General features: G+C 56.5%; 23 protein-coding genes and 1 tRNA gene. 13 read left to right on the top strand and 11 right to left on the bottom strand.

What is annotated here, in order from left to right:
• Positions 1-10: 10 nt before the first annotated feature.
• Complete coding sequence (locus tag PJL69_RS19430; RefSeq protein ID WP_271311168.1) at positions 11-850, top strand: EamA family transporter; 840 nt, start codon at positions 11-13, stop codon at positions 848-850.
• A gap of 112 nt (positions 851-962) precedes the next feature.
• On the opposite strand, the gene glnT is transcribed toward PJL69_RS19430, so the two are convergent.
• The 6 genes from glnT to PJL69_RS19460 form a co-directional block, all read right to left on the bottom strand.
• On the bottom strand, positions 963-2291 hold the full coding sequence (gene glnT, locus PJL69_RS19435; RefSeq protein WP_209100848.1) for a type III glutamate--ammonia ligase: 1329 nt from the start codon (positions 2289-2291) through the stop codon (positions 963-965).
• A 71-nt stretch (positions 2292-2362) separates the two neighbouring features.
• Positions 2363-3697 (bottom strand): FMN-binding glutamate synthase family protein, encoded by a 1335-nt coding sequence (locus PJL69_RS19440; protein ID WP_271311169.1) that lies wholly within the window; start codon positions 3695-3697, stop codon positions 2363-2365.
• 17 nt (positions 3698-3714) lie between these two features.
• Entirely contained in the window at positions 3715-4398 is a 684-nt protein-coding gene (locus PJL69_RS19445; RefSeq protein WP_209100844.1) for a GXGXG domain-containing protein, read from the bottom strand.
• 1 nt (position 4399) lies between these two features.
• Positions 4400-5299: a class II glutamine amidotransferase gene (locus PJL69_RS19450; RefSeq protein WP_271311170.1), complete on the bottom strand. Its 900-nt coding sequence runs from the start codon at positions 5297-5299 to the stop codon at positions 4400-4402.
• A gap of 144 nt (positions 5300-5443) precedes the next feature.
• Positions 5444-5662: a hypothetical protein gene (locus PJL69_RS19455; RefSeq protein ID WP_271311171.1), complete on the bottom strand. Its 219-nt coding sequence runs from the start codon at positions 5660-5662 to the stop codon at positions 5444-5446.
• Between the two features lie 12 nt (positions 5663-5674).
• On the bottom strand, positions 5675-7045 hold the full coding sequence (locus tag PJL69_RS19460) for an ammonium transporter (RefSeq protein ID WP_271311172.1): 1371 nt from the start codon (positions 7043-7045) through the stop codon (positions 5675-5677).
• Positions 7046-7358: 313 nt separating this feature from the next.
• Between PJL69_RS19460 and PJL69_RS19465 the strand changes: the two genes are divergently transcribed.
• From PJL69_RS19465 to PJL69_RS19480, 4 genes are all read left to right on the top strand, one after another.
• Positions 7359-8504, top strand: a complete 1146-nt coding sequence (locus PJL69_RS19465; RefSeq protein WP_271311173.1) for an aminomethyltransferase family protein — start codon at positions 7359-7361, stop codon at positions 8502-8504.
• A gap of 72 nt (positions 8505-8576) precedes the next feature.
• A complete protein-coding gene (dmmA, locus tag PJL69_RS19470) occupies positions 8577-9185 on the top strand; it encodes a dimethylamine monooxygenase subunit DmmA (protein WP_271311174.1) in 609 nt (202 codons plus the stop codon).
• Positions 9182-10168: a PDR/VanB family oxidoreductase gene (locus tag PJL69_RS19475; RefSeq protein WP_271311175.1), complete on the top strand. Its 987-nt coding sequence runs from the start codon at positions 9182-9184 to the stop codon at positions 10166-10168. The genes dmmA and PJL69_RS19475 overlap by 4 nt, the downstream gene beginning before the upstream one ends.
• A 12-nt stretch (positions 10169-10180) precedes the next feature.
• Positions 10181-11248, top strand: coding sequence for a heme-dependent oxidative N-demethylase family protein (locus PJL69_RS19480; protein WP_209100830.1), 1068 nt, complete (start codon positions 10181-10183; stop codon positions 11246-11248).
• 56 nt (positions 11249-11304) lie between these two features.
• On the opposite strand, the gene PJL69_RS19485 is transcribed toward PJL69_RS19480, so the two are convergent.
• Complete coding sequence (locus PJL69_RS19485; protein ID WP_209100828.1) at positions 11305-11952, bottom strand: helix-turn-helix domain-containing protein; 648 nt, start codon at positions 11950-11952, stop codon at positions 11305-11307.
• Positions 11953-12185: 233 nt separating this feature from the next.
• Positions 12186-12746, bottom strand: coding sequence for a TetR/AcrR family transcriptional regulator (locus PJL69_RS19490; protein WP_271311176.1), 561 nt, complete (start codon positions 12744-12746; stop codon positions 12186-12188).
• Positions 12747-12882: 136 nt separating this feature from the next.
• On the opposite strand from PJL69_RS19490, the gene PJL69_RS19495 reads away from it, so the two are divergent.
• Positions 12883-13353: a YHS domain-containing (seleno)protein gene (locus PJL69_RS19495; RefSeq protein ID WP_271311177.1), complete on the top strand. Its 471-nt coding sequence runs from the start codon at positions 12883-12885 to the stop codon at positions 13351-13353.
• A gap of 76 nt (positions 13354-13429) precedes the next feature.
• Here the strand turns inward: PJL69_RS19495 and PJL69_RS19500 are convergent, their stop codons facing one another.
• Together PJL69_RS19500 and PJL69_RS19505 are read right to left on the bottom strand one after the other, a co-directional pair.
• Complete coding sequence (locus PJL69_RS19500) at positions 13430-15598, bottom strand: methyl-accepting chemotaxis protein (RefSeq protein WP_271311178.1); 2169 nt, start codon at positions 15596-15598, stop codon at positions 13430-13432.
• 21 nt (positions 15599-15619) lie between these two features.
• Positions 15620-16033 (bottom strand): rhodanese-like domain-containing protein, encoded by a 414-nt coding sequence (locus PJL69_RS19505; RefSeq protein WP_271311179.1) that lies wholly within the window; start codon positions 16031-16033, stop codon positions 15620-15622.
• Positions 16034-16309: 276 nt separating this feature from the next.
• Between PJL69_RS19505 and PJL69_RS19510 the strand changes: the two genes are divergently transcribed.
• The 7 genes from PJL69_RS19510 to mvaD all read left to right on the top strand — a co-directional run bounded on the left by PJL69_RS19510 (position 16310) and on the right by mvaD (position 22896).
• Positions 16310-16387 (top strand) — tRNA-Arg (locus PJL69_RS19510).
• A gap of 211 nt (positions 16388-16598) precedes the next feature.
• The gene (locus PJL69_RS19515; protein ID WP_271311180.1) at positions 16599-17633 is read left to right on the top strand and encodes a hydroxymethylglutaryl-CoA reductase; all 1035 of its coding nucleotides are present in this window, start codon (positions 16599-16601) and stop codon (positions 17631-17633) included.
• An 11-nt stretch (positions 17634-17644) separates the two neighbouring features.
• Positions 17645-18679, top strand: a complete 1035-nt coding sequence (fni, locus tag PJL69_RS19520; protein WP_271311181.1) for a type 2 isopentenyl-diphosphate Delta-isomerase — start codon at positions 17645-17647, stop codon at positions 18677-18679.
• Positions 18680-18692: 13 nt separating this feature from the next.
• Positions 18693-19856: a hydroxymethylglutaryl-CoA synthase gene (locus PJL69_RS19525; RefSeq protein ID WP_271311182.1), complete on the top strand. Its 1164-nt coding sequence runs from the start codon at positions 18693-18695 to the stop codon at positions 19854-19856.
• Positions 19819-20982 carry a mevalonate kinase family protein gene (locus PJL69_RS19530; protein WP_271311183.1) on the top strand — a complete coding sequence of 388 codons (1164 nt, stop codon included), beginning with the start codon at positions 19819-19821 and terminating at the stop codon, positions 20980-20982. The genes PJL69_RS19525 and PJL69_RS19530 overlap by 38 nt, the downstream gene beginning before the upstream one ends.
• The gene (locus tag PJL69_RS19535; RefSeq protein ID WP_271311184.1) at positions 20982-21890 is read left to right on the top strand and encodes a mevalonate kinase family protein; all 909 of its coding nucleotides are present in this window, start codon (positions 20982-20984) and stop codon (positions 21888-21890) included. The genes PJL69_RS19530 and PJL69_RS19535 overlap by 1 nt, the downstream gene beginning before the upstream one ends.
• On the top strand, positions 21883-22896 hold the full coding sequence (mvaD, locus tag PJL69_RS19540; RefSeq protein WP_271311185.1) for a diphosphomevalonate decarboxylase: 1014 nt from the start codon (positions 21883-21885) through the stop codon (positions 22894-22896). The genes PJL69_RS19535 and mvaD overlap by 8 nt, the downstream gene beginning before the upstream one ends.
• Positions 22897-22995: 99 nt before the next feature.
• Here mvaD and PJL69_RS19545 read toward each other — a convergent pair.
• Positions 22996-23625: 4Fe-4S dicluster domain-containing protein (locus tag PJL69_RS19545; RefSeq protein WP_271311186.1), on the bottom strand; the 630-nt coding region annotated here is incomplete at its 5' end.

Genomic DNA, 23625 nt, shown 5'->3' on the forward strand with positions numbered 1-23625 from the left:
GTGTGACGGAATGTTGAGTCTAGGGTTGGGAATTGTAGCGGCTTTGGCTTGGGGGGTTCATGACCTCTGTGTGCGGTACGTCAGCCAAAACGCTGGAATCATTGCGCCTTTGCTAGGAGTCATGGTGTTTGGTACGCTTATGGTCGCGCCGTTCAGCCTGTTGGCTGAGCCCCAACCCACAACAGGGGCGGTCACGCTCGGCTTGGTGGCGGGCGTGATCTATGGATTGGCAGGATATGCGCTTTATCAGGCTTTTTCCATTGGTCCGGTGCGCCTTGTGGCACCAATCATCGGTTCATATCCCGCGCTGTCTGTGGCTTGGGCCGGCGTTACTGGGCAAGCCGCGACGCTAGATCAATGGGTTGCGGTGCTTCTGATCATTGTTGGGGTTGGGTTCGGGGTTGGTCGCAGCGATGAAGACGGACAGCCGCAAGGCAGACGGCGTGCTGCGGTTCTCTGGTCGTTGGCGGCTGGGGTGAGCTTTGCCACAACTTTTGCAATCGGTCAGGCGGCAGCTTCGGGTGGGGCGGAGGTGGCGCTTTTGCTGCCCACACGGCTGGCAGCGCTTGGGACGATTATCGCGTTGGCTGTGCTGATCGGGCAATCGGTCAGACCGGGCAAGAAAACCCTGCCTGTTCTAGTGCTCATGGGGGCCTTGGATGCCTTGGCGCTGGGAATGATTATCGTCGCAGGCGGTGTGCCGCGACCGGAATTCGCCAGCGTTGCGGCCTCTGCTTTTGGGTTGATTACGGTTACGCTGGCCGCCCTGTTTCTGCGGGAGCGGATGACCCCGGCCCAGTGGGGGGCGGTTGGCGTTGTCTTTGCTTCGATTGCCTATCTCGGGCTTTGAGCGCGCGCGATTGCGTGTCACTTATCCCGATCGTAAATCAAACCGGGTGCGAAAAAAGAGCGCGCGACCCGGTCGCGCGCTAAGGGGGATGACCTGCCGGGGGAGGTAAGGGTCAGATATCGAGCGTGTGCTCTTTCTCCCAACGGGAGAAATGGCTGACGAAGGAGTTCCATTCCTGGTTCTTCAGCTTGAGATAAGCGCTGGAGAATTCACCGCCCATCGTTTGAACCAGCTCATCATCCCGTTCATAGGCGCGCAGGGCGTCCAGCATGTTGAGCGGCAACTTTGGGGCATCCGTGATGGAGTGACCTTCGGCATACATGTCGATGTCGTGGCGTTTGCCTGGATCTGCCTTGGTGCGCACGCCAGACAGACCGGCTGCGATGATCACCGCCTGCAGCAGATAGGGGTTCACCGCACCATCGGGCAGGCGCAATTCGAACCGACCGGGGCCAGGAACGCGCACCATATGTGTGCGGTTGTTGCCGGTCCAGGTCACTGTGTTTGGCGCCCAAGTTGCGCCGGACATGGTGCGCGGTGCGTTGATCCGTTTGTAGCTGTTCACGGTTGGGTTGGTGATCGCAGCCAGCGCGCTGGCGTGTTTCATGATCCCACCAAGGAAATGGCCGCCTTTTTCAGACAGGCCAACTTCGCCAACCTGGCCGCCAGCGTCGCCTGCAAAGACATTGACCTTGCTGTCCGAACCTGGCGCGTCCCAGACCGAGATGTGGGCGTGACAGCCATTTCCGGTCAGACCTTCAACCGGTTTCGGCATGAAGGTGGCGCGGAAGCCATGCTTTTCCGCCACCGATTTGGTCATGAATTTGAAGAAGCTGTGCTTGTCCGCTGTTTTCAGGGCGTCGTCAAATTCCCAGTTCATTTCGAACTGGCCGTTCGCATCCTCATGGTCGTTCTGATACGGGCCCCAGCCCAGTTCGAGCATGTAGTCGCAGATTTCACGCACCACATCATACCGACGCATCACGGCCTGCTGATCGTAGCACGGTTTGGCTGCGGTATCGAAGGGATCGCTGATTTCATCTCCTTCTGGAGTCAGCAGGAAGAACTCTGCTTCGATGCCGGTTTTGACGTGCATGCCTTCAGCGGCGGCCTCATCAATCAGGCGGCGCAATACATTGCGTGGGGCCTGGGCGACATCCTGTCCTTCCATCACACAGTTGCCAGCAACCCAAGCCACTTCGGGCTTCCATGGCAGCTGGATTACGGAGTCCGGATCTGGCACGGCCAGCATGTCGGGGTGGGCTGGTGTCATGTCCAAGTAGGTGGCAAACCCGGCGAAACCGGCGCCATCCTCTTGCATGTCGGCGATTGCCTGCGCCGGAACCAGTTTGGCACGTTGGCCACCAAATAGGTCCGTGAAGGAAATCATGAAATACTTGACGCCTTTTTCCTCGGCAAATTTTGCGAGATCAATCGTCATTTGGGGCTCCCTGTAGGTCTTGTTTTCTTTATAAAAAGGCGTGCGGAGTGATGTCCGCACGCCCTGCATTTTTAGTAACCGGTCCCGGGTTTTCCCGGATACCAATCGGTTCCAGCCATCGGAATTTTGGCCATTGCAGCCGCTTCCAGTGTCAGCGCGCACAGGTCCTCTGGTTCGAGGTTGTGCAAATGGTTGTGTCCGCAAGCCCGCGCGATGGTTTGTGCCTCAAGGGTCATCACCTTCAGGTAGTTGCGCAGACGGCGCCCGGCCTCAACGGGATCAAGGCGCGCCATAAGGTCAGGATCTTGAGTGGTGATGCCTGCCGGGTCTTTGCCTTCGTGCCAGTCGTCATATGCGCCAGTGGTGGTGCCCAGTTTCTGATACTCGGACTCCCATTTGGGATCGTTGTCTCCCAGTGCGATCAGAGCTGCGGTGCCAATGGCCACGGCGTCTGCCCCCAGGGCCATGGCTTTGGCCACGTCTGCCCCAGTGCGAATGCCGCCGGAAACAACCAGCTGCACTTCGCGGTGAACTCCCAGATCCTGCAACGCCTGCACGGCGGGGCGGATGCAGGCCAGTGTTGGCATGCCCACATGTTCGATGAACACATCTTGCGTTGCAGCGGTGCCACCCTGCATGCCGTCCAGAACCACAACATCGGCCCCGGCCTTTACGGCCAGTGCGGTGTCAAAGTACGGGCGGGTGCCGCCGACCTTGACGTAGATTGGCACTTCCCAATTGGTGATCTCGCGCAGTTCCAGGATCTTGATCTCAAGGTCATCTGGGCCAGTCCAGTCTGGGTGCCGGCAGGCGGAGCGCTGGTCGATGCCTTTGGGCAGAGTGCGCATGTCTGCCACGCGGTCGGAAATTTTCTGACCGAGCAGCATGCCACCGCCGCCGGGTTTGGCGCCCTGACCAACCACGATTTCGATCGCATCTGCTTTGCGCAGATCGTTCGGGTTCATACCGTAGCGCGACGGCAGGTACTGGTAGACCAGCTTGTTCGAGTGGCCGCGCTCTTCGGGGGTCATGCCGCCATCACCGGTGGTGGTGGAAGTGCCCGCCGCGCTGGCGCCGCGCCCCAACGCCTCTTTGGCCGGGCCAGACAGCGCGCCAAAGCTCATGCCGGCGATGGTGATCGGGATGTCCAGCTTGATTGGTTTCTTGGCAAACCGGGTGCCAAGGGTCACGCTGGTGTCGCACCGCTCGCGATAGCCTTCCAGCGGGTAGCGCGAAACTGACGCGCCCAGGAACAGCAGATCATCAAAATGCGGGACGCGCCGTTTGGCGCCGCCGCCGCGGATGTCGTAAATGCCAGTGGCCGCTGCGCGCCGGATTTCCGCGTTGATCGGGTTGGAAAATGTTGCCGACTGGATCGGCATGGTCTGCGGGATTTTGTTATCCATATCTTTCATCCTGATCCTCAGTAGGACTGCGCATTGTCGACGTCGAAGTTGTAGAGCTGGCGGGCGGAGCCGTAGCGCTTGAACTCTTCGGGTTTTGCGTCAGCACCTGCACGTTCGAGCAGATCCTTGAGGATCTCGATGTGTTCGGGGCGCATTTCTTTTTCGATACAGTCGGCACCCAGGCTTTTGACTGAGCCGCGCACAAACAGGCGTGCCTCATATAGGGAGTCCCCCAGCGCATCACCGGCGTCGCCGCAGACAACAAGGTTGCCCGCTTGCGCCATAAAGGCGCTCATATGGCCGATATTGCCGTGTACCACGATGTCGATCCCCTTCATGGAGATCCCGCAGCGCGAGGACGCGTTGCCCTTGATGACGAGCAGACCGCCATGGCCGGTGGCCCCGGCATATTGGCTGGCGTCCCCTTCCACGACCACGGTGCCCGACATCATGTTTTCCGCGACGCCGGGGCCAACTGAGCCTTTCACGTTGACGGTCGCCTGCTGGTTCATGCCGGCGCAGTAGTAGCCGGTCGATCCGTTTACGGTGACCTCGATCGGCGCATTCAGACCCACGGCAATTGCATGGCTGCCTTTGGGGTTCACGATGTTCCATTCGGTCTGGTTGGTGGTTTCGCTTTGGGCGTGCAGGGCGGAGTTCAGACCGCGCAGGCCGTTGGCTTCAAGATCATATGTCTGCATCTTAGTGGTTCCAGAAGTAAACGGTTGCGGGTTCGGGTTCCCAGACTTTGGCGTCTTCGATGCCGGGCAGATTCACCAAGGCGCGATATTCGCTGCCAAAGGCGACGTACTGATCGGTTTCGGCCATCACGGCGGGTTTGCATGCGATCGGATCGCGGACCACGCCAAAGCCGTCCTTGGTTCCGACAACAAACGTGAAGAAGCCGTCCAGATCGTTGAGCGAGCTTTCCAGCGCTTCGCCAAGCGATGCACCTTCGCGCATTTTCCAGGTCAGGTAGGCTGCGCCAACTTCGGTGTCGTTCATTGATTCAATCCGCACACCTTCACGCTGCAGCTTGCGGCGCAGCGAATTGTGGTTGGACAGGGACCCGTTGTGCACGAGGCACTGGTCTGCGCCGGTTGAAAATGGGTGCGCGCCTTCTGTGGTGACGGCGGATTCTGTGGCCATACGGGTGTGGCCGATACCGTGGGTGCCAGCCATTGAAGAGATGTCAAAGCGGGCTGCCACATCTTTGGGAAGGCCCACTTCTTTGTAGATTTCGATGGTATCCCCATCGCTCATCACGCGCATGCCGGGGCGCAGTTCACGCACGGCTGCGCGGGCGGCATTGGCTTTCTCTGCAGGAAGGGACAGCACGGCGTGGCTGTCGTTGCGTGTCATGGAAACTTTGGCGTCGATAGCGGTGCCAAGATCGGCGGCAAGGGTTTGAAGGTCGGCATCCGCATTGTCGGACTGGACCGTTAATTTCGCCTCTCCGTCATTTGCATCGCCGCCGTAAATGGCAATCCCGGCACTGTCGGGGCCACGATCTGTCATCGTGATGAGCATGTCAGTCAGCAATGCGCCAAGCTGGGGCTCAAGTGCTTTGTCTTTCAGGAATAATCCGACGATTCCGCACATTTCTTTGGTTGCTCCGTTTTTGATTCGACCCTCTTGGGGTTGGGGTTAGGCTACCACCCGGCATATCGATGATCAAACCAAAATGAAAAAGATATTCCTGACAGTCAATACTCCGGGCGCCAAGTGCGCCCGGAGCATGCAAGTTCAATATCGTTCTACGCTTTGAGCGATCTTGTCGTGGTCAATCGCCTGCTTGCGTGCCTCTTCAAGATGTTTGCCTTCGCGCACGAATTGAATGCGATGCCAGCCCACCCAGAAGGCGACCCCCAGAATGACCATCAGCACCTCTGATCCCTGGAAGGGGTAGATTGCCCCAACATCCGCGAGATCGACGCTCCAGTTCTCATAACCAATCGTAGACATGTCGATTTCTCCTTATTCTGCGGGTTTGATGTTGTTGGCGAGATAGCGCTTGTCGGCTTCGATGATTTCGGACTTGGCGTCCTCGTAGGAGTGGTGTTCTGCGTAATCGAGGCCCTGCAGTTCGACCTCTTCGGGGATGCGCAGAACGCCTGCTGCTGCCTGAATTTTGGCCAGTCCCCAACCGGGCAAGAAGCCCAGAACGAAGAACATGATGACGGCGCCAATCGTTTGCCCCAGCGGGTTGATGGCTGCGTAGCCTTCGAATGGCGATGATGGCGCCCCCCAGAGCATGAAGCCCGCGATGATCAGGCCAACAACGCCTGAATATCCATGCACGGCAACCGCCCCAACAGCGTCATCCAGTTTGAATCGGCGCTCGACCCAATAGTGCATCTTGTAAACGATCACGACGCCCACTGCGGCAATCAGCATTGCCTGAATCGGGTGGTAAAGATCGTTGCCAGCGGAGGCAGTGATCACCCCGGCGAGACCGCCCGAGAATGTCCAGAAGGCATCGCCACGTGAGACCACATAGGCCGCCATCAAGCCGCCGGACAGCGACATCAGAAAATTGAATGTGATCGCAGACAGAGATGTCGGCGCTAGATAAATATTGGTGGCTGTCCAAGTTGTGCCGGTGATCTGGCCGCCGATCACTTCGGGCGAAATGACGGGCACGTTGCAGGCCGCATAAAAGCCCCAGAAGCCAGTGTAGATCAGGAAGATCCCGATGGTCAGCATCCATGGGTTGTGCGGGGGGATGTCGCGTGGTGTGCCGTTTTTGGAAAACTTACCGATGCGTGGGCCCAGCACCATTATCACGCCGAGGGCATATCCGCCGGCAATCGCGTGGATCACACCGGATGCATAGGCATCGTGATAGCCGAGGTATTTCACCATCCAGCCGCCATAGTGCCACCCCCAGGCGGCGTCGATGATCCACCAGACAGAGCCGATCATGACGGCATGCACCCAGAGTGCCGAGGATCGAATGCGTTCGATGACCGAGCCCGATACGATTGACGCTGCCGTCCAGCTGAACAGGAGGAATGCAGCCCAGAATACACCGGTGATTCTATCGCTCAGATTGGTGCCCATGGTGTCAGACCAGGGTGTGTTGGCGTTGCCAGCGGCATCCAGCCCTCCGAAGAAGGGGAACATTGGGAATGCCCAATAAATCCACCATCCGAAAAAGAAGAACGTCACGGTAACAAGGGGGATCACCATGACGTTCTTCATGAGCGTGTGCATGTGGTTCCGGCGGCGGCTCGCGCCCACTTCGTACATGCAGAACCCGACGTGAATGAGGAACATAAACACAACTGTGACCCAGTAGTAAAACTCTGTGAACACCGTCGTGATCGCATTTAGATTGCCATCCATTTTACTTTCCCTGTTGCTGTTATTTTCACTTAAGGAGAAAATTTTTCCCTTAGCGGGCGCTAATTTTTATTTTCTGTCAACATTTTTGTATTTCAGGCAAATTTCACAACCAATTCTGATATGTTTAAGGGGTTGCGAATTAAGTGGTTCCTTTTGGATTGGCATTTTGTGCGATTAGCCCAAAGATCGGGCGGATTGTAAACTTTTAGGGCATAAATTTTCCCAGTGGGAAATGTAATTGCACAGAAGTGTTGATTTTTGGATCATCATAGGTCTGAATGTGGTTCAACAATGGATCAATCGGGAGAATACAATGGCCATCATTTACCGGACCTCCGCGCTTGCACAGCGTCATGCTGAAATTGGCGGTGAGCTTGAAGATTGGAACGGGATGGGGACCGCCTGGTTCTATGACAGCTCTGATGAACGCGCCAAAGCTGACTATGAAGCGGTGCGCACCAAGGCGGGGCTTATGGATGTTTCCGGGTTGAAGAAGGTCCACTTGAGTGGCCCGCATGCCGCGGCGGTGATCGATCGCGCAACCACCCGAAATGTCGACAAAATCATGCCGGGTCGCGCGGTCTACGCATCCATGCTAGACGACCGTGGTCTGTTTATTGATGACTGTGTGATCTATCGCCTGTCGGTCAACAACTGGTTGCTTGTGCATGGCACGGGCACCGGCCATGAGAGCTTGGCTATGGCGGCTTATGGCAAAAACGTCACCATGCTGTTTGACGATGATTTGCATGATATGTCGCTGCAAGGTCCCGTCGCCGTGGACTTCCTCGCCAAACATGTGCCGGGCATCCGTGACCTCGCCTATTTTGGAATCATTCAGACCAAGCTTTTTGGCAAGCCCGTCATGATTTCACGCACCGGATACACCGGTGAGCGCGGCTATGAGATCTTCTGTGAGGGGCGTCACGCTGTAGAGTTGTGGGATGCCATTCTCGAAGACGGCAAAGACATGGGCATTGTGCCTGTGCAATTTTCGACGCTGGATCTCTTGCGTACGGAAAGCTACCTGCTGTTCTTCCCGGGCGACAATTCAGAAACCTATCCGTTTGCTGATGGCCCCTGTGGGGACTCCCTCTGGGAGCTGGGTCTCGATTTCACGGTTTCGCCGGGCAAGACGGGCTTCCGTGGTGCAGAGAACCACTATGCCATGCAGGGCAAGGAGCGTTTCAAGATCTACGGGGTGCGTCTGGAAGGCACGACCCCAGCGGGTGAAGGTGCCGCGCTGTTGAAAGATGGCGAAGAGGTCGGCGTTGTCACCTTTGGCATGAACTCGGATCTGAACGGGCACAACGTGGGCATTGCACGCATGCCTGTGGCGTGCGCCGTTCCCGGAACGGCCATGACCGTGCGCAACGAAGACGGCACGGAAATCCCCTGCGTCGCAGAAGAGATGCCGTTCTACGACAAAGACAAGGCAATCCGCACCGCAAAGGGTTGATCGCATTCGGGCGGGCCTACCGAATGGCCCGCCCGTTTCGCCTTACACGCATAAAAAGGGAGGTGACTGGGCATGTCCAAATTCCAGTTTCCAAAAAGCATTACGAGCCGACCGGTCTATGGCACGCTCGCGCCACGCCCTGGTAAAGCGCATCTGATGATTGCTGATGCCGAGGGCGCCGAAGCCCTGTTGGAGCTTGCTGAACGCGACACTGACCTGATGGCAAAGAGCCACATCATCTATATTCCGAAAGAGACCGGCGACACCTATGTCGAAAAGCTGCGGGCGGTTGGGCCTGCACAGCTTTATGTCGGTCCCAGTTTTGAGGCCGCAACCCAGCGTATTCGCCACGTTCTGGGCGAGGCACATATGGGCCTGCAAGTGTATTTGAGCGGCACCGAAGGGTTGATGGGGCAGGCCATGAACGAAGCGACCACGGCTGGGATCCCGCATACCGCGATCCAGACCGAACACCGAGGGTCGGTCGCGCGGCGGATGCAGTGCGTACACTGCAAAGGCATCACCGAAGACGTGATGACAGATCCATTTGTCTGTTCACACTGCGGGCTTAATCTGTTTGTGCGCGACCACTATTCACGTCGGCTCGCTGCGTTTCAGGGAGTCTGCATCGACGCCGAAGACCCCGGCAATGTCCCCGATCCTGTGGAGCTGTACAAATGAGCGCATCCCCCCAAAAAGCCAAGGCAGGTGCTGAAAAGCTGGACGTTGTGGTCAGTGCCGTGGTGCCTTTGAACGATCTTGTCACCCGTTTCGAATTCAAGCGCAGTGATGGCCAGGATTTCCCGCCATTTTCCGCCGGAGCGCATACTGTTGTCGAGATGCATGATGAAGGGCGCACCCGCCTGAACCCTTACTCCTTGATGTCCGATCCCGCTGACGCATCCACCTATGCGATTTCGGTACGCCGGGATGATGAGGGGCGCGGTGGGTCGTTGTTTTTGCACCGCAAGGTGTCCGAGGGTGATCAGATGGTGATCACCTATCCGGTCAACCTTTTTTCGCTGGACCTGCGTGCAGGCAAACACATCTTTTTTGCAGGCGGGATCGGCATCACGCCATTCATGGCGATGATCGAACAGCTTGAACGGTCAAACGGACATTGGGAATTGCATTATTCGGCGCGTTCGCCAGAGCTGGCGAGCTATGCCGATGATTTGCAGTCCAAACATCCGGCCAATGTGCATGTCTACTATGACAGCAAAGGTGAAGCGATAGATCTGGAGCATCTTCTGGATGGGCAGCCTTTGGGCACGCATGCCTATGTGTGTGGCCCGGCTGGCATGATCAAATGGGTGCATGACACTGCGACTGACCATGGCTGGCCTGATGATAATGTCCATTCCGAGGAATTCCTTGCGCCGCAACCTGGCAAACCGTTTCAGGTGCGGCTGTGCAAATCAGACCTCACCATTGATGTGGGGGAAAACGAAAGCTTGCTGGAGGCGATGGAGCGGTGTGGCGTCGATGCGCCTTTCCTGTGTCGTGGTGGTGCCTGCGGGCAATGCGAAACCGATGTGGTCGAAAGCGATGGTACGTTTCTGCACCGCGATCACTGGCTTGAGGACGAAGACCATGCCTCGGGCAAGAAAATCATGCCCTGCGTCAGCCGCTTTGTCGGCAAATCGCTGGTTCTGGACCGCTAAGGAGGGGCCAAGATGACCATTCAATTCAACGAAGAAACCTTCCGCGACGACTATTCTTTCCGCAATTCGGATTGGGCCATCAAGCGGTTCCCGTTCCCCTTTCATGAAGACAGTTATATGTATTCGGTGAACATGGAGCAGCACCGGGGTGGTCCAAAGGGATCGGTTTATGAAAAGCGGTTCGATGTGGATGAGCATTATGTGTCTGAGATGCGCGATCGTGCGCTTGTTCTCGCCGATGACCCGCTGCGTTGTCAGTCACTGCCGCATATGACGCTGGCCGGTTGGGATACGCTAGAGCTGATCATGGTGTCCAAATCCGAGGATTACCCTGATTTGTTCGAATTGCATCGGGATGGCAATCAGTGGCACTGGATCAACAAGCCCATGGGCATTGATCAAAAGTTCACCTTCTTGGATGAAACGACTCTGCCTTGTGGTCCATTGGAATACATCACGCGTCAAGCTCAAGGCGATTACGCGGTATTGGATCAGCGGGATGATATGCTGTGGATGGATGCCGGCATGGTCACCACGCAGGCGGACTGGTCGTTGGACTTCGACATTGGCATGAATTTCTTTGAGTGGCACGCCCCGGTGCCGCTTGCGCATGAGATGGGCATCTTCAAACGCGCGCTAAAATTCCTGCTTAACATTCAGCAAGGTGCCCCGGCGCGTCGTCTGAACTGGACGATGACGGTGAATCCTCTGCTGGATACCAGCCCGGAGAACTATCACAAATGGGGTATTCAGAAGACTGAGCTGACGCCGGAGAATATTGGATCGAGGCAACATCTGCGGGTGGAGTTGCAGACCTTCTATCGTTTGCCACGGTCTAATGCGCTGTTGTTTCCGATCCGTTGTTACCTGATCTCTTTCCAGGATATTGTGACCATGCCGAAGTGGGGCCGTCGGCTGCATCGCGTGATCCGCGATCTGCCGGAAGAACTGGCGACGTACAAAGGATTTATCGACAACCGTCCGATGATGCTGGATTACCTGAGCCAGTTTGACGATGGGCTGCCGACATCTCCGGGAATCTGGCCGGATCTGGATACCGAACCAGCTCTACAGAAATAGACCTATCAAACAGCCCTTCGGGGCTGTTTTCTAATTGTGTTGAGAGGCGGGGGCGATCAGCCCTTAGCTGGATAGCTGATGATCGACAGATAGCGCGCAGGCAGGCTGATCAGCTTTTCTGGCCCGTGCGGCGCATCGGCATCAAAGAACAGTGTATCACCGGGCAGCAGCTTGTAGATTTGGCTGCCATGCAGGTAATCCACTTCTCCTTCCAGCATATAAATCATTTCAATACCGTCGTGCTGAAAGGTTTTGAACACATCCGCATCGGATTTCAGCGTGATGAGATAGGGCTCGACGATCACGCCGCTGGAATTTGACCCAATATGCGCCAACAGATTGTATTGGTGGCCCGCGCGTGTGCCTTCGCGTTCGATTTCGACACCTTCGCCCGCGCGGGTGTGCACCGCTTCGCGGTGTTTTTCGTAGCCTTTGAAGAAAGAGGTCAGCGGCACCGACAGGGCTTTGGCCAGCGTTTGCAGCGTTGTCAGCGAAGGCGAGGTGTTCCCGTTTTCGATCTTTGACAACATGCCGATGGACAGATCGGTGAGGCGCGACATTTCGGCGACGGTGATGTTCTGTTGTTTGCGATGTGCGCGGACTTCGCGCCCGATGGCCACTTCTAGAACCTTCTCCCGCTGTTCACCGCGGGGGGTATGCGGATCTTGTGTCAGTTTCACTTGGTTGCTCTTAACACTGTCCATAATAATATCGCACACTTGTCTATTTTGGTTGCGTCCGCAGGGATCTAACGTGATATCAAGCGTAATGCAACTTTCACCAAATGGCAAAAATATTCCCTAGAGTGGTGGGTTTGTTGGCGGTGCGGGCTGATCTGCATGATCCAAGACACGGATGAACCGAACGTCGATTTGAACGAGGATAAATAGACGAGCGCTCCGCCCCGCAAGACTTGGCAGTGCGTTTTGGGGGAGTGCTACCGGTCTTCTTCGAGCAGGCGTTGCAGGCGACCTCTCCAATCCTGATTGGGCATGCCTGCTTTGCCGATAGACTGGAACCCGAAATAGAGGTGAAGGATCACATCGGCGAGTTCTTCGCGGTAGGCGGTGCTGTCGCCAACGTTTTTGTTTTCCAGCACCATAAGGATTCCACCGCGCAGACGATCCGCCATGTCTTGGGTCTTTTTGGCGATTTCCGGATGTTCCGGTGCGACCTCAACCATCGCATTACATATAAAGCAGCCAAAGCTGGTTTTGTCGGATGGGGTGAACATAGGCATCAGGCATTCGGTGGCGGTGGCGGCCTCGCAATTGCCAAGAATGCCGAGCGTGGTTGTCACAACAGTGTGGTCATAGCGATCCAGTGCAGCGCAGTAGACGCTCTCTTTATCCTCAAACGCTTTATAAAAGCTGCCGCGGGTGAGCCCCATCGCTGCTAGAAGGTCTGGCAAATTTGTTGCCTTATAGCCCTGACGCCAGAATATGCCCATGGCGCCATCAAGCGCGGTGTCGATGTTAAACTCTCTGGGTCTTGCCATGGGTCGTCCGTCTTTCGCGTTGTGTCAGAGTATTCACACTTAGTTGATTTGTACCATTCAGTTCCCAATGCTACATCATTTCCCATAAGGAACCAAGCAGTTCCTAATGAGATCCAAAATGCTAAGGAGTTTCCAAATGCACATCTTTAAGACCCTGATTTCTGGCGCGGCTTTGTCTGTTGCTCTCGCGACAACTTCCATCGCAGCGGGCGTTGAGCTGAACGCAAGCTCCACTGGTCTGGCTCTGCAGGGCTATGACCCGGTTGCATACTTCACCCAAGGTGAGCCAGCCAAAGGCGACTACCGCATCTCTTCCGTGTACAACGATGCGACCTACCGCTTCGCAAGCGAAGAGCACAAAGCAGCGTTTGACGCAGACCCAGAATCCTACCTGCCACAGTACGGCGGCTACTGCGCTTTTGGTGCGGCCATGGGCTTCAAGTTCGACGGTGACCCAGAGTACTGGAAAATCGTTGACGGTGAACTGTTCCTGAACTTGTCCAAAGACATCCAGGTGCGTTGGGAAGAAGACATCCCTGGTCTGATCGAACGTGCCGACACCAACTGGACAGACATTGCAGACAAAGCTCCTGAGGCGCTTCAATAACCCCTGACGACCTCCGTCTGTCCCCCCTTGCCCCTGCCAGCTTTTGCTCGCAGGGGCATTTTGATTTTGGGGTTACTCAGGCAGCAGAGCTATGAGCATGCGCCTGTGATCCATTGCTGGCGGATGCTGGATCAACCGTGAAAGAGCCGATCGTGGCTTCGAGTGTCACAGCCTGATGTTGGAGCTGCTGCGTGTGTTCGTAGGTTGCACGTACGCTGTTGGCATTTTCCTGTGTGGACAGATCCAGGCGCCTTGTCGTGCCGGTGATTTCACTGATCCCGACAGAAGTGTCGCGTGTGGCATCTACAATTTCGAAAATATAGCTGCTTGAGTCATTGAGCAGCCCTACGATCTCTTTGAAGGCGGCACCGGATTTTTGAACGGTTTCCACACCCTGATCGATGGTTTGTGCAGAGTGATTGACCTGGGTCGAAATTTCTACTGCAGCCGCAGCAGAGCGTTGCGCAAGCATGCGCACCTCATTGGCCACAACCGCAAAACCTTGCCCGGCTTTGCCTGCCCGCGCCGCCTCCACGCCTGCGTTCAAGGCGAGCAGGTTGGTCTGGAACGAGATGTCTTCAATCACTGTAAGCATGTTGCCAATAGTGGCTGAAGCCTCTTTGATCTGCTGCATGGCGCCTACGGCGGTGGTCATCAATTCAGACCCGGTCTGCGCCTTGCCTGAAATGGTGTTGATGCTCTGACCCACCTCTTCGGCAGATTCAGCGGCAGATTTGACCTGCTCTGACATTTGTTCGAGCGCTGCAGAGGTTTCTTCGACTGAGGCTGCGTTTCCTTCGGCGTTGGCTGCCAGTTGATCGGTGCGCCCGGAGATTTCCTGCGAACCTTCGGCAATGGCGGTAGAGGATTGAGAGATGCGGGTGACGATTTGGTTCAAACTGTCGGTCGTGGCGTTCATTGAGCAGGCGATTTCGCCAAACACGCCGGGCAAGTGTTCGGGCATGTGGTGCGTCAGATCACCTTGGGCCAGATGAGAGAGCGCCTCACTGACGGCTTTGAGCCCGGTGTCTGCAGATTGACTGATCTGGTTCACGTTTTCGCAGAGGCCTGCAAATGTACCGTCTTTGTCACTTACGTCGAGGCGTTTGGTGAAGTCGCCTTCTGCGCAGGCGCGCACCACAACAGCCATTTCCTGTGCTGCCCGCGCTTCGTTCTGATATTTCTGCAGCAGGCGATCTGTTGCCGTGCGCAGCTCGATGATTTCTTTTGCCCGACTCGTTGCGGTCACTTCTGGAGCGGGATCATCCCGAGAAGCCGCGGATAGAGCCAATGCGTTTTCACGCAGCGGCCGGAACTCACGATTGAGCCAGAACAGAAAGGCTGTAAGGCAGGCGAGAGCGCCAAGGAGAAGCACGATCACCGCGTTTTGGATGGTTTTTGACAAGGCCAGTGACTGGTCCGTGAAGTCGAGCATCATAAACAAGACGTCTTTGGGCTGCGCCTGTGCGCCGAATGTTTCGCGGGAGACCACATAGGAGTGGTCTGCGATATCGAGCACGCCAAACGAGGCATCAATTGTCGCCATCTCAGCGATGGCCCTGGCGCCGATGCTATTGAGTTGTGTCAGTGCCAACCCATGCGCGACGAGGGCTTCGATTTTTTGGACGTGTAGCCGTGCCGCGGAATCCGGTCTGGCCAGAATGGCGGTGCCGCCAAGTGCGGTTGCAATCATGGGTAGATGTGCCTCCAGATCCAGAGCCAGAAGTGCGAAGCCAACCTTTTCTCGCCCTTTCAGGAGCGGGACCACATAGTTCGCGGCCACACGTTTGTCGGGCAAAGTATCAATGCCAAAGCTACGCCTTCCGGTTTCAAGAGACTTTGCAACCACTGTGGAGGTGTGCGCTGTCTTGGACTGTTGTTCAACGGTGGACAATGAAGCCACTTCACGCCCGGCAGCGTCATAAATGATCAGGTCCGTCATCTCACCCTTGGCGGAGATCCGGTTGAATGTGGAGAGCAGGCTCTCATTTAGTTTGGCTGTGTCCTTTTCAATCAGCGCCGTGATCGCGGCGCGATCACGGCCGATGGTGCGGGCGTGTAGCGAAAGTTGACCTTCGCTGCTTTGCAACACCGATGACGCCGCTGCGGTTGCATTGCGTGCGTTGAGAGACAGTAGACCATTTTCCACTTTCTGCAGGATTGTGAGACCGGAATAACCGGCTCCAACAGTCAGAAGGATGGTAAATGCCACAATTCCAGCGATGATCCGACCGCTTAGCGTCATCTGTATTCTCCTAAACTCGGCTTACTCGACAGGGAACCCGGCTTCGTCCCAAGAGGGGAAGCCTTCGCGCAGGTACTTCACATTGGTATACCCCCACGCAACCGCCTTGGCTGTTGCTTCAGAGGAGCGCAGACACGAAAATCCGTTGCAGTAGATCACAACGGGATCTGAGGGCTGCACAGCTTTGGCGAGATTTTCGGGGGTGAAAGCGGATTTCACATCCAAGTGGATTGCGCCGGGAATGCGGCCACTTTCAAAATCTGACTGTTTCCGTACATCTACAAAGACCACGTTGTTTTCAAACAGCGCGTAAGCTTCGTCTACGTTGATTGTGGTGGCCCCTTCGATATGGGCCGGAGCCTCTTCGGAGAATGCTGAAAATGGCAGCAAGATCAATGATAAGAATAGGGCGGTTTTTTTGAATATTGCGGGCAAATCACTACCTCTTAGTTACTTGGACCTTCGACTTAAGCGGGAGTGGATAACAGGTGAATAACGTGATTCTTTTTGTTGGGATTGCATGCCTAAAAATTTAGCAGAGAAAAAATGTGCGAAAGCTCTGGCAGGATTGGTGTGTTGAGTCACCTAAGATGTTATTGCGCCTGACGTGTGAATGCTCTTGGTTTTTGGCTTGGTTTCGATGGAGGGCGCGCCACCTGTGTACCAAGTTGACAAGGTCAGGGATTTGGCTGATACACCCGAAGCATGAGTGGGCCGTTAGCTCAGCTGGATTAGAGCAGGGAACTTCTAATTCTCAGGTCGGGGGTTCGAGTCCTCCACGGCTCGCCAAACTCTCTCTTTGTTGTTGAGAATTTTTCGCACCTGTGCGGGGCTCGCAAAAAAGCGATTGATCACGAGTGACAAAGCCCTAGTAGCGCGTGGTCTTAAAGTGTATTGCGCATGCCCAAGAGACTACTCCTTCTGGAAACACACCTTATCCGCTTCATGTTTAGAGCAGGATGCATTGGAAAAGGTCGAAGATAACAAAAAGGGACTGAAGGTGCGCGACAAGCAAACTTTTTCCACGCCAATTCCAACCCGCTGGGTTGGTCCGCTCCATTTGAAAGGCGACGTGGTCGACGGAGAGGTCAGCGTGCCCTTGGCAACATTTGAAACGCCGCTCTGGCCGTCAACAGATCGCGGCGCGGGCGTGTCGCGTTATAGCGGTGGGATTCAGGTCTCTATGGTGGATGAGCGTATGACGCGCTCTATCGTGGTGCGGGCGCGTTCTGCGGCTGAAGCTGTTGCGGCCTGGCACCGTATTGAAGCGCAGTTTGACAAGGTGGCAGAGATCATTTCTACCACGAGCCGCTTTGCCCGTCTGATCAAGCTCAACCGTCAGATCGCCGGCAATCTGCTGTTTGTGCGCGTGGAATGCGCCACTGGAGATGCCTCCGGTCATAACATGGTGACGAAGGCGGCAGAGGCGGTGCTGGAGTGGATTTTGACCGATCAGCCGCAGCTGGAATACTCCTCGATTTCTGGCAACTTCTGCACCGACAAAAAGCCGTCTGCGGTCAATGGGCTGCTGGGGCGTGGCAAGTACATGATTGCCGAGATTGAGATCCCGCGCAAAATTCTGACGCGGATGTTGCGCACAGACGCTGAGAAGATGGTTTTGCTCAATCATGAGAAAAACTATGTGGGCGGCAATCTTGCCGGATCTCTGCGCAGCGCGAACGCGCATTTTGCCAATATGCTTCTGGCGTTTTATCTGGCGACCGGACAAGATGCGGCCAATATCATCGAAGGTTCGCAAGGGCAGGTGACCTGTGAAAAACGTGGCGAAGATCTCTATTTCGCCTGCACGTTGCCCAACCTGATCATGGGGTCCGTTGGGGCTGGTAAAGGCAACACAGCGGTCGAGGAAAATCTTGCCAAAATGGGCTGTAAAGACGACCGACCTGCTGGTGAAAACGCCCGTCGACTGGCGGGCATCTGTGCCGCGGTTGTTCTCTGCGGTGAGCTGTCCCTTTTGGCGGCGCAAACAAATCCGGGGGAATTGGTGCGCACCCACATGGAGCTTGAACGGTGAATGAGGCGTCGGTGAGCCGCAGCGTCGCTGGGCGCAAGCTGGAGCACATTCGTGCAATACTGTCTGACCCTCAGATTGAGCGTCAGAGAAGCGGCTTTGAGCATATTTCCCTGACCCACCGGGCGCTGCCTGAGCTGGATATGGATGCGGTTGATCCGTCGTGTGACTTCTTGGGTAAGCGTTTGCCGTTTCCGTTGTTGATTTCTTCGATGACGGGCGGTGCCGGGGATGAATGCCTGCATATGAACCGCAATCTGGCCATCGCGGCACAGGAAACTGGCGTGGCAATGGCCGTGGGATCGCAGCGTGTGATGTTCACGAACCCCGAAGCAAAGGCAAGCTTCGATCTCCGTGGGCTGGCGCCGGATGTGCCTTTGCTTGCCAATGTGGGGGCGGTGCAGCTTAACAAGGGCTTTGGTGTGGAACATTGCCGTGAGGCGGTAGACGTGCTGAAAGCTGATGCGCTGTATCTGCATCTCAATCCGCTTCAGGAGGCTGTGCAGCCTGAAGGAGACCGCGATTTTTCCGGGCTTGCAGAGAAGATTGCGCAGGTCGCAGGTGCGTTGGATGTGCCTGTGGTTTTGAAAGAGGTTGGCTCTGGGCTATCGCAAGCAGATGTGGCGCTGGGCTTGGAAGCCGGAATTCGCCATTTTGATGTGGCCGGGCGTGGCGGCACGTCTTGGAGCCGTATCGAATACCATCGTCGATCAGAAGATGACGACGACTTGGGGTTGGTGTTTCAGGATTGGGGGCTCACCACGGTTGAAAGCCTGATTGAAGCACGGGAAACATTGTCGCACGACGCAACGAAAACCACTCTGATCGCCAGCGGCGGGATAAGAGATGGTGTAGATATGGCGAAATGTGTGATTCTTGGCGCTGATCTGTGTGGCGTTGCCGCGCCATTTCTTGTAGCGGCGCAGGACTCCAGCGACAGCGTGGTGAAAAAGATAAGGAAGTTTCAGAGAGAGTTTGCCACGGCCATGTTCCTTTTGGGAACGGCTGACGTTCAGGCGCTCAAGGGGAACCTTTCGTTAATTCGGTAGAAGACGGAACGAAATGATCAAAACTGGTATTGAGGCGATGAGCTTTTACACGCCTCATCGTTACATAAGTCTGGCGACACTGGCCGAACAGCAGGGGATCGACCCTGAGAAGTTCTCCCGTGGGATTGGTCAGGATAAGATCGCACTGCCGGGGCAGGATGAAGACATCGTGACCATGGCGGCGGAAGCCGCACGTCCGTTGATTGATCGCTACGGGACTGATGGCATTGATACGGTGATGTTTGCCACGGAAACGGGCATTGACCAGTCGAAAGCCGCCGGGATCTATGTGCATCGGCTGCTGGGGTTGAGTGCAAACTGCCGGAACGTGGAGCTGAAGCAGGCGTGCTATTCGGCAACGGCGGCTTTGCAGATGGCGTGTAGCTATGTTGCGCGTCGGCCAGATCGCAAGGTGCTTGTGATTGCCTCTGATGTGGCGCGGTATGATCGTGACAGTTCTGGCGAAGCGACGCAGGGCGCAGGCGCTGTGGCCATGCTGGTGAGCGCGGATCCCAAACTGCTGGAAGTTGGTGTGGTGTCTGGTGTGTTCAGCGAAGACATCATGGATTTCTGGCGTCCCAACCACCGCCGGACGCCATTGTTCGATGGCAAGTTTTCCACACTGCGGTATCTCAATGCCATGTTGGAAGCCTGGCACGACTATGAAGCCAATGGCGGCAAGTCTTATGCCGAATTCTCGCGCTTTTGCTACCATCTGCCATTCTCACGTATGGGCGAGAAGGCGCATCGCCATCTTGCGAAATCGGCCAAGGCCGATCTGGACATGAGCCTTGCGTTGCCGGGCATGGAATACAATCGCGTGGTGGGTAACAGCTACACCGCGTCGATTTATCTGGCGCTGATCTCAACGCTTGAGAATGCAGAGGAAGATCTGTCGGGCAAGTCTATTGGTCTGTTTTCCTATGGGTCTGGTGCAACCGGTGAGTTTTTTGATGCCACCGTTGTGGAAGGGTATCAGTCGCATCTGTTCACGCAGCTGCATCAGAGCATTCTGGAAGAACGCACGGCTGTCAGTTACGAAGATTACGTTGAGCTTTGGGGCGCGCCCGTGGCACAAGACGGCGAAGAGCTGATCTTTGCGGATGAAGCTCGTGGGCGCTACAGACTGGCAAGCATCAATGATCACAAGCGTATCTACGTCGACAAACACGCCTGACGGCTCTGGTGTGTCTGTCGCCCATTCGCCCGGCAAGCTGATTTTGTCGGGCGAACACTCGGTGCTTTATGGTGCGCCCGCGCTGGCAATGGCGCTGGCGCAGTACACTGAGGTCAAGTTTGTGCCGCAGGGTCCGGGCGAGGGCCTGCGGACAGCGTTTGAAAATCTGTCGTCGGGCGTCGATTACCCGCTGAAGCTTTTGCACAAATTCAAGTCGTCGCTCGACAAACGCTTTGACCAGTTCAAGCGCGGCGAGCTGCCTGTTCATGAAATTCTGACCCACCCGGATGACCTCGCCGTTTATACGCTGGCGTCGCTGTTGCAGGATGGAGATGGGCATAGAGGCACAACTATGACCGGGATCGGTGCTGTTGGGCATTTGCCGCACCCCGGCCAGCTGTCCAGCCGATCAGAGCTGCCGATTGGCGCGGGGCTTGGATCCTCTGCGGCGGTGGTGGCTGCGACCACAGTTTTGTTTGAGACGTTGCTGGATCGTCACAAAACACTGGATGAACGTTATGAGCGGGTGCGGTTCTGTGAGCGCTTGAAGCACGGCAAAGCCGGGCCGATTGATGCTGCTGCGGTGGTGCGGGGCGGCCTGGTACATGTGAATGACGCAGAGGTGAGCGTGCCAACCGTGCATGAAACGCATGGGCTTGCTGAGGGCGAAGGCTGGTATTGGGTGCTACATGGCAGCCCGGAGAGTTCCACCGGAGAGTGCGTCGCACATGTGCGCGCGCGATACGGGCAGGATGCCCAGCTGTGGGTGGCATTTGCGCAGTGTACCGACGCGCTGACGCAGGCTTTGTCCGATGGGGGCGATGTGAGCGCCTTGCTGCGAGAAAACCAAAGCCTGCTGGAGCGCATTGGCGTCGTGCCCGTGCCCGCGCAAAATTTTGTGAAAGAGGTCGCCGCGCTTGGTGGCGCCGCCAAGATCTGTGGCGCGGGTTCTGTCAAAGGCGCAGGGGGCGGGGCCGTTTTGGTGCGCCTACAAGATCACGCCGCAATGGCGGATCTGATGACGCGGCATCCGGGCAAAGCCTGGTCCAGATTGCGCATGGCCACACAGGGTGCGAGCGCTGGGCGGGCGCCTCGGTATGGTCGCGCAGGTGAAGGACAGATTTGATGAAACGGATCAAAGCCAGTGCGCCGGGGTCGATTATGATCACGGGCGAGCATGCTGTCGTGTATGGCCATCGCGCCGTTGTTGCGGCGATTGAACAGCGCATCACCGTGACATTGACGCAGCGGTCTGATCGGAATGTGCGGATAGCGTCACAGATTGCGGACCCTTTTGAAACATCGCTGGATGCGCTTGAGCCTTCTCATGCCTACCGCTTTGTGATCGCCTGTATTCGCACCCACCTCAGCTGCATCGAAACGGGCTTTGATCTGGAGATCACATCCGTGATTGATCCCACTTTGGGGCTTGGCTCTTCTGCGGCGGTGACAATTGCTGTGCTGGGTGCGCTGAGTGCGCTGGTTGATGCAGATCCCGGGGAGATTCACACAGATGCTGTGACCATTATCCGTGACATTCAGGGCCGTGGGAGTGGGGCCGATCTGGCCGCGAGCCTGACGGGCGGCATGATCAGCTATCAAGCGCCGCCAGAGGCGGCGATCATCCGGTTGCCACGCCCTCCGGTTCTCGCGTTGAAATATGCCGGTTACAAAACACCCACCTCAGAGGTGCTTAAGCTGATTGCGGAGCGTATGGAGGGGCAAGAACAGATCTTTCATGCGCTTTATGCCGAGATGGGCCAGAAAGCCGATGGGGCTATCGAGGCTGCGCAAGGCGAAGACTGGCAGGCATTTGCCGCAAGCCTGACGCAGTATCAGATTCTGATGGAACAACTGGGCGTTTGCGATGACACGTTGGCTGGCATCATCGCACAGGCGCAATCGGATCCCGCAGTGCTTGCGGTCAAGATTTCCGGCTCAGGGCTGGGTGACTGCGTGGTTGCGGTTGGAGCCGTGCCTGATGGGTTTACAAAGGCCGAACTGGCCACAGAAGGATTGATCATTCATGCATGATGCGGCCAAAGAGATGCTCCAGCAGGCCATGGGGAAGGCCGCGCTTGCAGAAGCTCCGCAGACCTATGCTGCCTATGCGCCGAGCAACATTGCCCTATCCAAATACTGGGGCAAGCGGGATCGGGCACGCAATCTGCCTTTGAACAGTTCTTTGTCCATTTCGCTGGCAGAGTGGGGCTCACATACGCAGGTTGGGCCTTCTGAGGATGGGCTGGATCATGTGACACTGGGTGGGGAAGAGCTGGCGCTTGAAACGCCCTTTGCCGCCAAAGCGCTGAAATTCGCGGATCTGTTTCGTGGTGAAAAAGCTGTGCCGCTGCGGATTGAAACCAACAACACCATTCCCACGGCCGCGGGACTCGCGTCTTCGGCGTCTGGCTTTGCTGCGCTGACGCGCGCGCTTTGCGGCAGTTTTGGCCTAACCGATATTGTGAGCGAAGCAGAGATGAGCCTGTTGGCCCGTCTGGGCAGTGGCAGCGCGACACGGTCTTTCTGGCACGGGTTTGTGCGCTGGGACAAAGGTGTGCGTGAGGACGGAGCAGACAGTTTTGCGCATCCATTGGATGTGCATTGGCCGGAGTTTCGTATTGCCATCTTGCCGGTAGATGTTGGCCCGAAGCCGCATTCCTCGCGCGAAGGTATGAACCACACGGTCGCCACCAGCCCACTTTTTCAGAGTTGGCCGGATCAGGCCGAAGCGGATTGCGCGGCCATTGAGCGGGCGGTGCGTTCGCAGGACTTTGACACGCTGGGGGCACTGGCAGAGGCAAACGCTTTGGCGATGCACGCGACAATGCAGGCGGCGCGTCCGGCGCTGAGTTACTTGACGGCGGAGAGCTGGGACTTGCTAGAGCGGCTGTGGCAAGCACGCAAGGATGGTTTGCAGGCCTTTGCGACCATGGATGCTGGGGCGAATATCAAGCTGATCTTTCTTGAAACGGCGACGGCGGATGTGACGCAGGTTTTCCCAAATGCGCAGGTGATCGTTCCTTTTGATCAGGCTTAAGGTGCCTAAGGCGCTGAAAGGTTAAGCGATCACCCTGACCCGCTGTGAGCTGCGCGGTTTGAGAGGCCCGCGGGTCATTGGATCAAGTTGTGTGTTGCGTTACATATTCGGGTAGTTTGGTCCGTCGCCGCCTTGCGGGGTGACCCATGTGATGTTCTGGCTTGGGTCTTTGATGTCGCAGGTTTTGCAGTGCACGCAGTTCTGGAAGTTGACCACAAAGCGGGCGTCTTTGCCCTCTTCTTCCACCACCTCATAGACACCGGCCGGGCAGTAGCGCTGTGCGGGTTCTGCGAACTTCGGCAGGTTCACGGCCACAGGGGTTTCCGGATTGGCCAAGCGCAGGTGGCAAGGCTGGCTTTCCTCATGGTTTGTCATGGAAAAGCTCACATTGGTCAGCCGGTCAAACGACAGTTTGCCATCGGGCTTGGGATAGTCGATCGGCTTATGCTTGCTGGCCTCTTCTGTGGCCTCTGCATCGGTCTTGCCGTGTTTGACCGTGCCAAACAGGGAGAAGCCAAGGGTGTTGGTCCACATGTCCAGACCACCCAGCATCAAAGACGCGGTCAGCCCCCATTTGGACCAGATCGGCTTCACATTGCGCACCTTCTTGAGGTCTTTGCCAATCGCGCCGGTGCGCACCTCTTCTTCATAAGCGCTCAGCTCATCGCCGGAACGCTCGGCCTTGATCGCCTCAAAGGCGGCTTCCGCAGCGGCCTTGCCAGACAGCAT

This window comes from Shimia sp. MMG029, from assembly GCF_027947445.1.
Lineage (GTDB): Bacteria > Pseudomonadota > Alphaproteobacteria > Rhodobacterales > Rhodobacteraceae > Shimia.

Bases quoted from the DNA above. Each gene is read 5' to 3' on its own strand.
- PJL69_RS19430 (WP_271311168.1), top strand. From the start codon at position 11: ATGTTGAGTCTAGGGTTGGGAATTGTAGCGGCTTTGGCTTGGGGGGTT.
- glnT (WP_209100848.1), bottom strand. From the start codon at position 2,291: ATGACGATTGATCTCGCAAAATTTGCCGAGGAAAAAGGCGTCAAGTAT.
- PJL69_RS19440 (WP_271311169.1), bottom strand. From the start codon at position 3,697: ATGGATAACAAAATCCCGCAGACCATGCCGATCCAGTCGGCAACATTT.
- PJL69_RS19445 (WP_209100844.1), bottom strand. From the start codon at position 4,398: ATGCAGACATATGATCTTGAAGCCAACGGCCTGCGCGGTCTGAACTCC.
- PJL69_RS19450 (WP_271311170.1), bottom strand. From the start codon at position 5,299: ATGTGCGGAATCGTCGGATTATTCCTGAAAGACAAAGCACTTGAGCCC.
- PJL69_RS19455 (WP_271311171.1), bottom strand. From the start codon at position 5,662: ATGTCTACGATTGGTTATGAGAACTGGAGCGTCGATCTCGCGGATGTT.
- PJL69_RS19460 (WP_271311172.1), bottom strand. From the start codon at position 7,045: ATGGATGGCAATCTAAATGCGATCACGACGGTGTTCACAGAGTTTTAC.
- PJL69_RS19465 (WP_271311173.1), top strand. From the start codon at position 7,359: ATGGCCATCATTTACCGGACCTCCGCGCTTGCACAGCGTCATGCTGAA.
- dmmA (WP_271311174.1), top strand. From the start codon at position 8,577: ATGTCCAAATTCCAGTTTCCAAAAAGCATTACGAGCCGACCGGTCTAT.
- PJL69_RS19475 (WP_271311175.1), top strand. From the start codon at position 9,182: ATGAGCGCATCCCCCCAAAAAGCCAAGGCAGGTGCTGAAAAGCTGGAC.
- PJL69_RS19480 (WP_209100830.1), top strand. From the start codon at position 10,181: ATGACCATTCAATTCAACGAAGAAACCTTCCGCGACGACTATTCTTTC.
- PJL69_RS19485 (WP_209100828.1), bottom strand. From the start codon at position 11,952: ATGGACAGTGTTAAGAGCAACCAAGTGAAACTGACACAAGATCCGCAT.
- PJL69_RS19490 (WP_271311176.1), bottom strand. From the start codon at position 12,746: ATGGCAAGACCCAGAGAGTTTAACATCGACACCGCGCTTGATGGCGCC.
- PJL69_RS19495 (WP_271311177.1), top strand. From the start codon at position 12,883: ATGCACATCTTTAAGACCCTGATTTCTGGCGCGGCTTTGTCTGTTGCT.
- PJL69_RS19500 (WP_271311178.1), bottom strand. From the start codon at position 15,598: ATGACGCTAAGCGGTCGGATCATCGCTGGAATTGTGGCATTTACCATC.
- PJL69_RS19525 (WP_271311182.1), top strand. From the start codon at position 18,693: ATGATCAAAACTGGTATTGAGGCGATGAGCTTTTACACGCCTCATCGT.
- PJL69_RS19530 (WP_271311183.1), top strand. From the start codon at position 19,819: ATGATCACAAGCGTATCTACGTCGACAAACACGCCTGACGGCTCTGGT.
- PJL69_RS19535 (WP_271311184.1), top strand. From the start codon at position 20,982: ATGAAACGGATCAAAGCCAGTGCGCCGGGGTCGATTATGATCACGGGC.
- mvaD (WP_271311185.1), top strand. From the start codon at position 21,883: ATGCATGATGCGGCCAAAGAGATGCTCCAGCAGGCCATGGGGAAGGCC.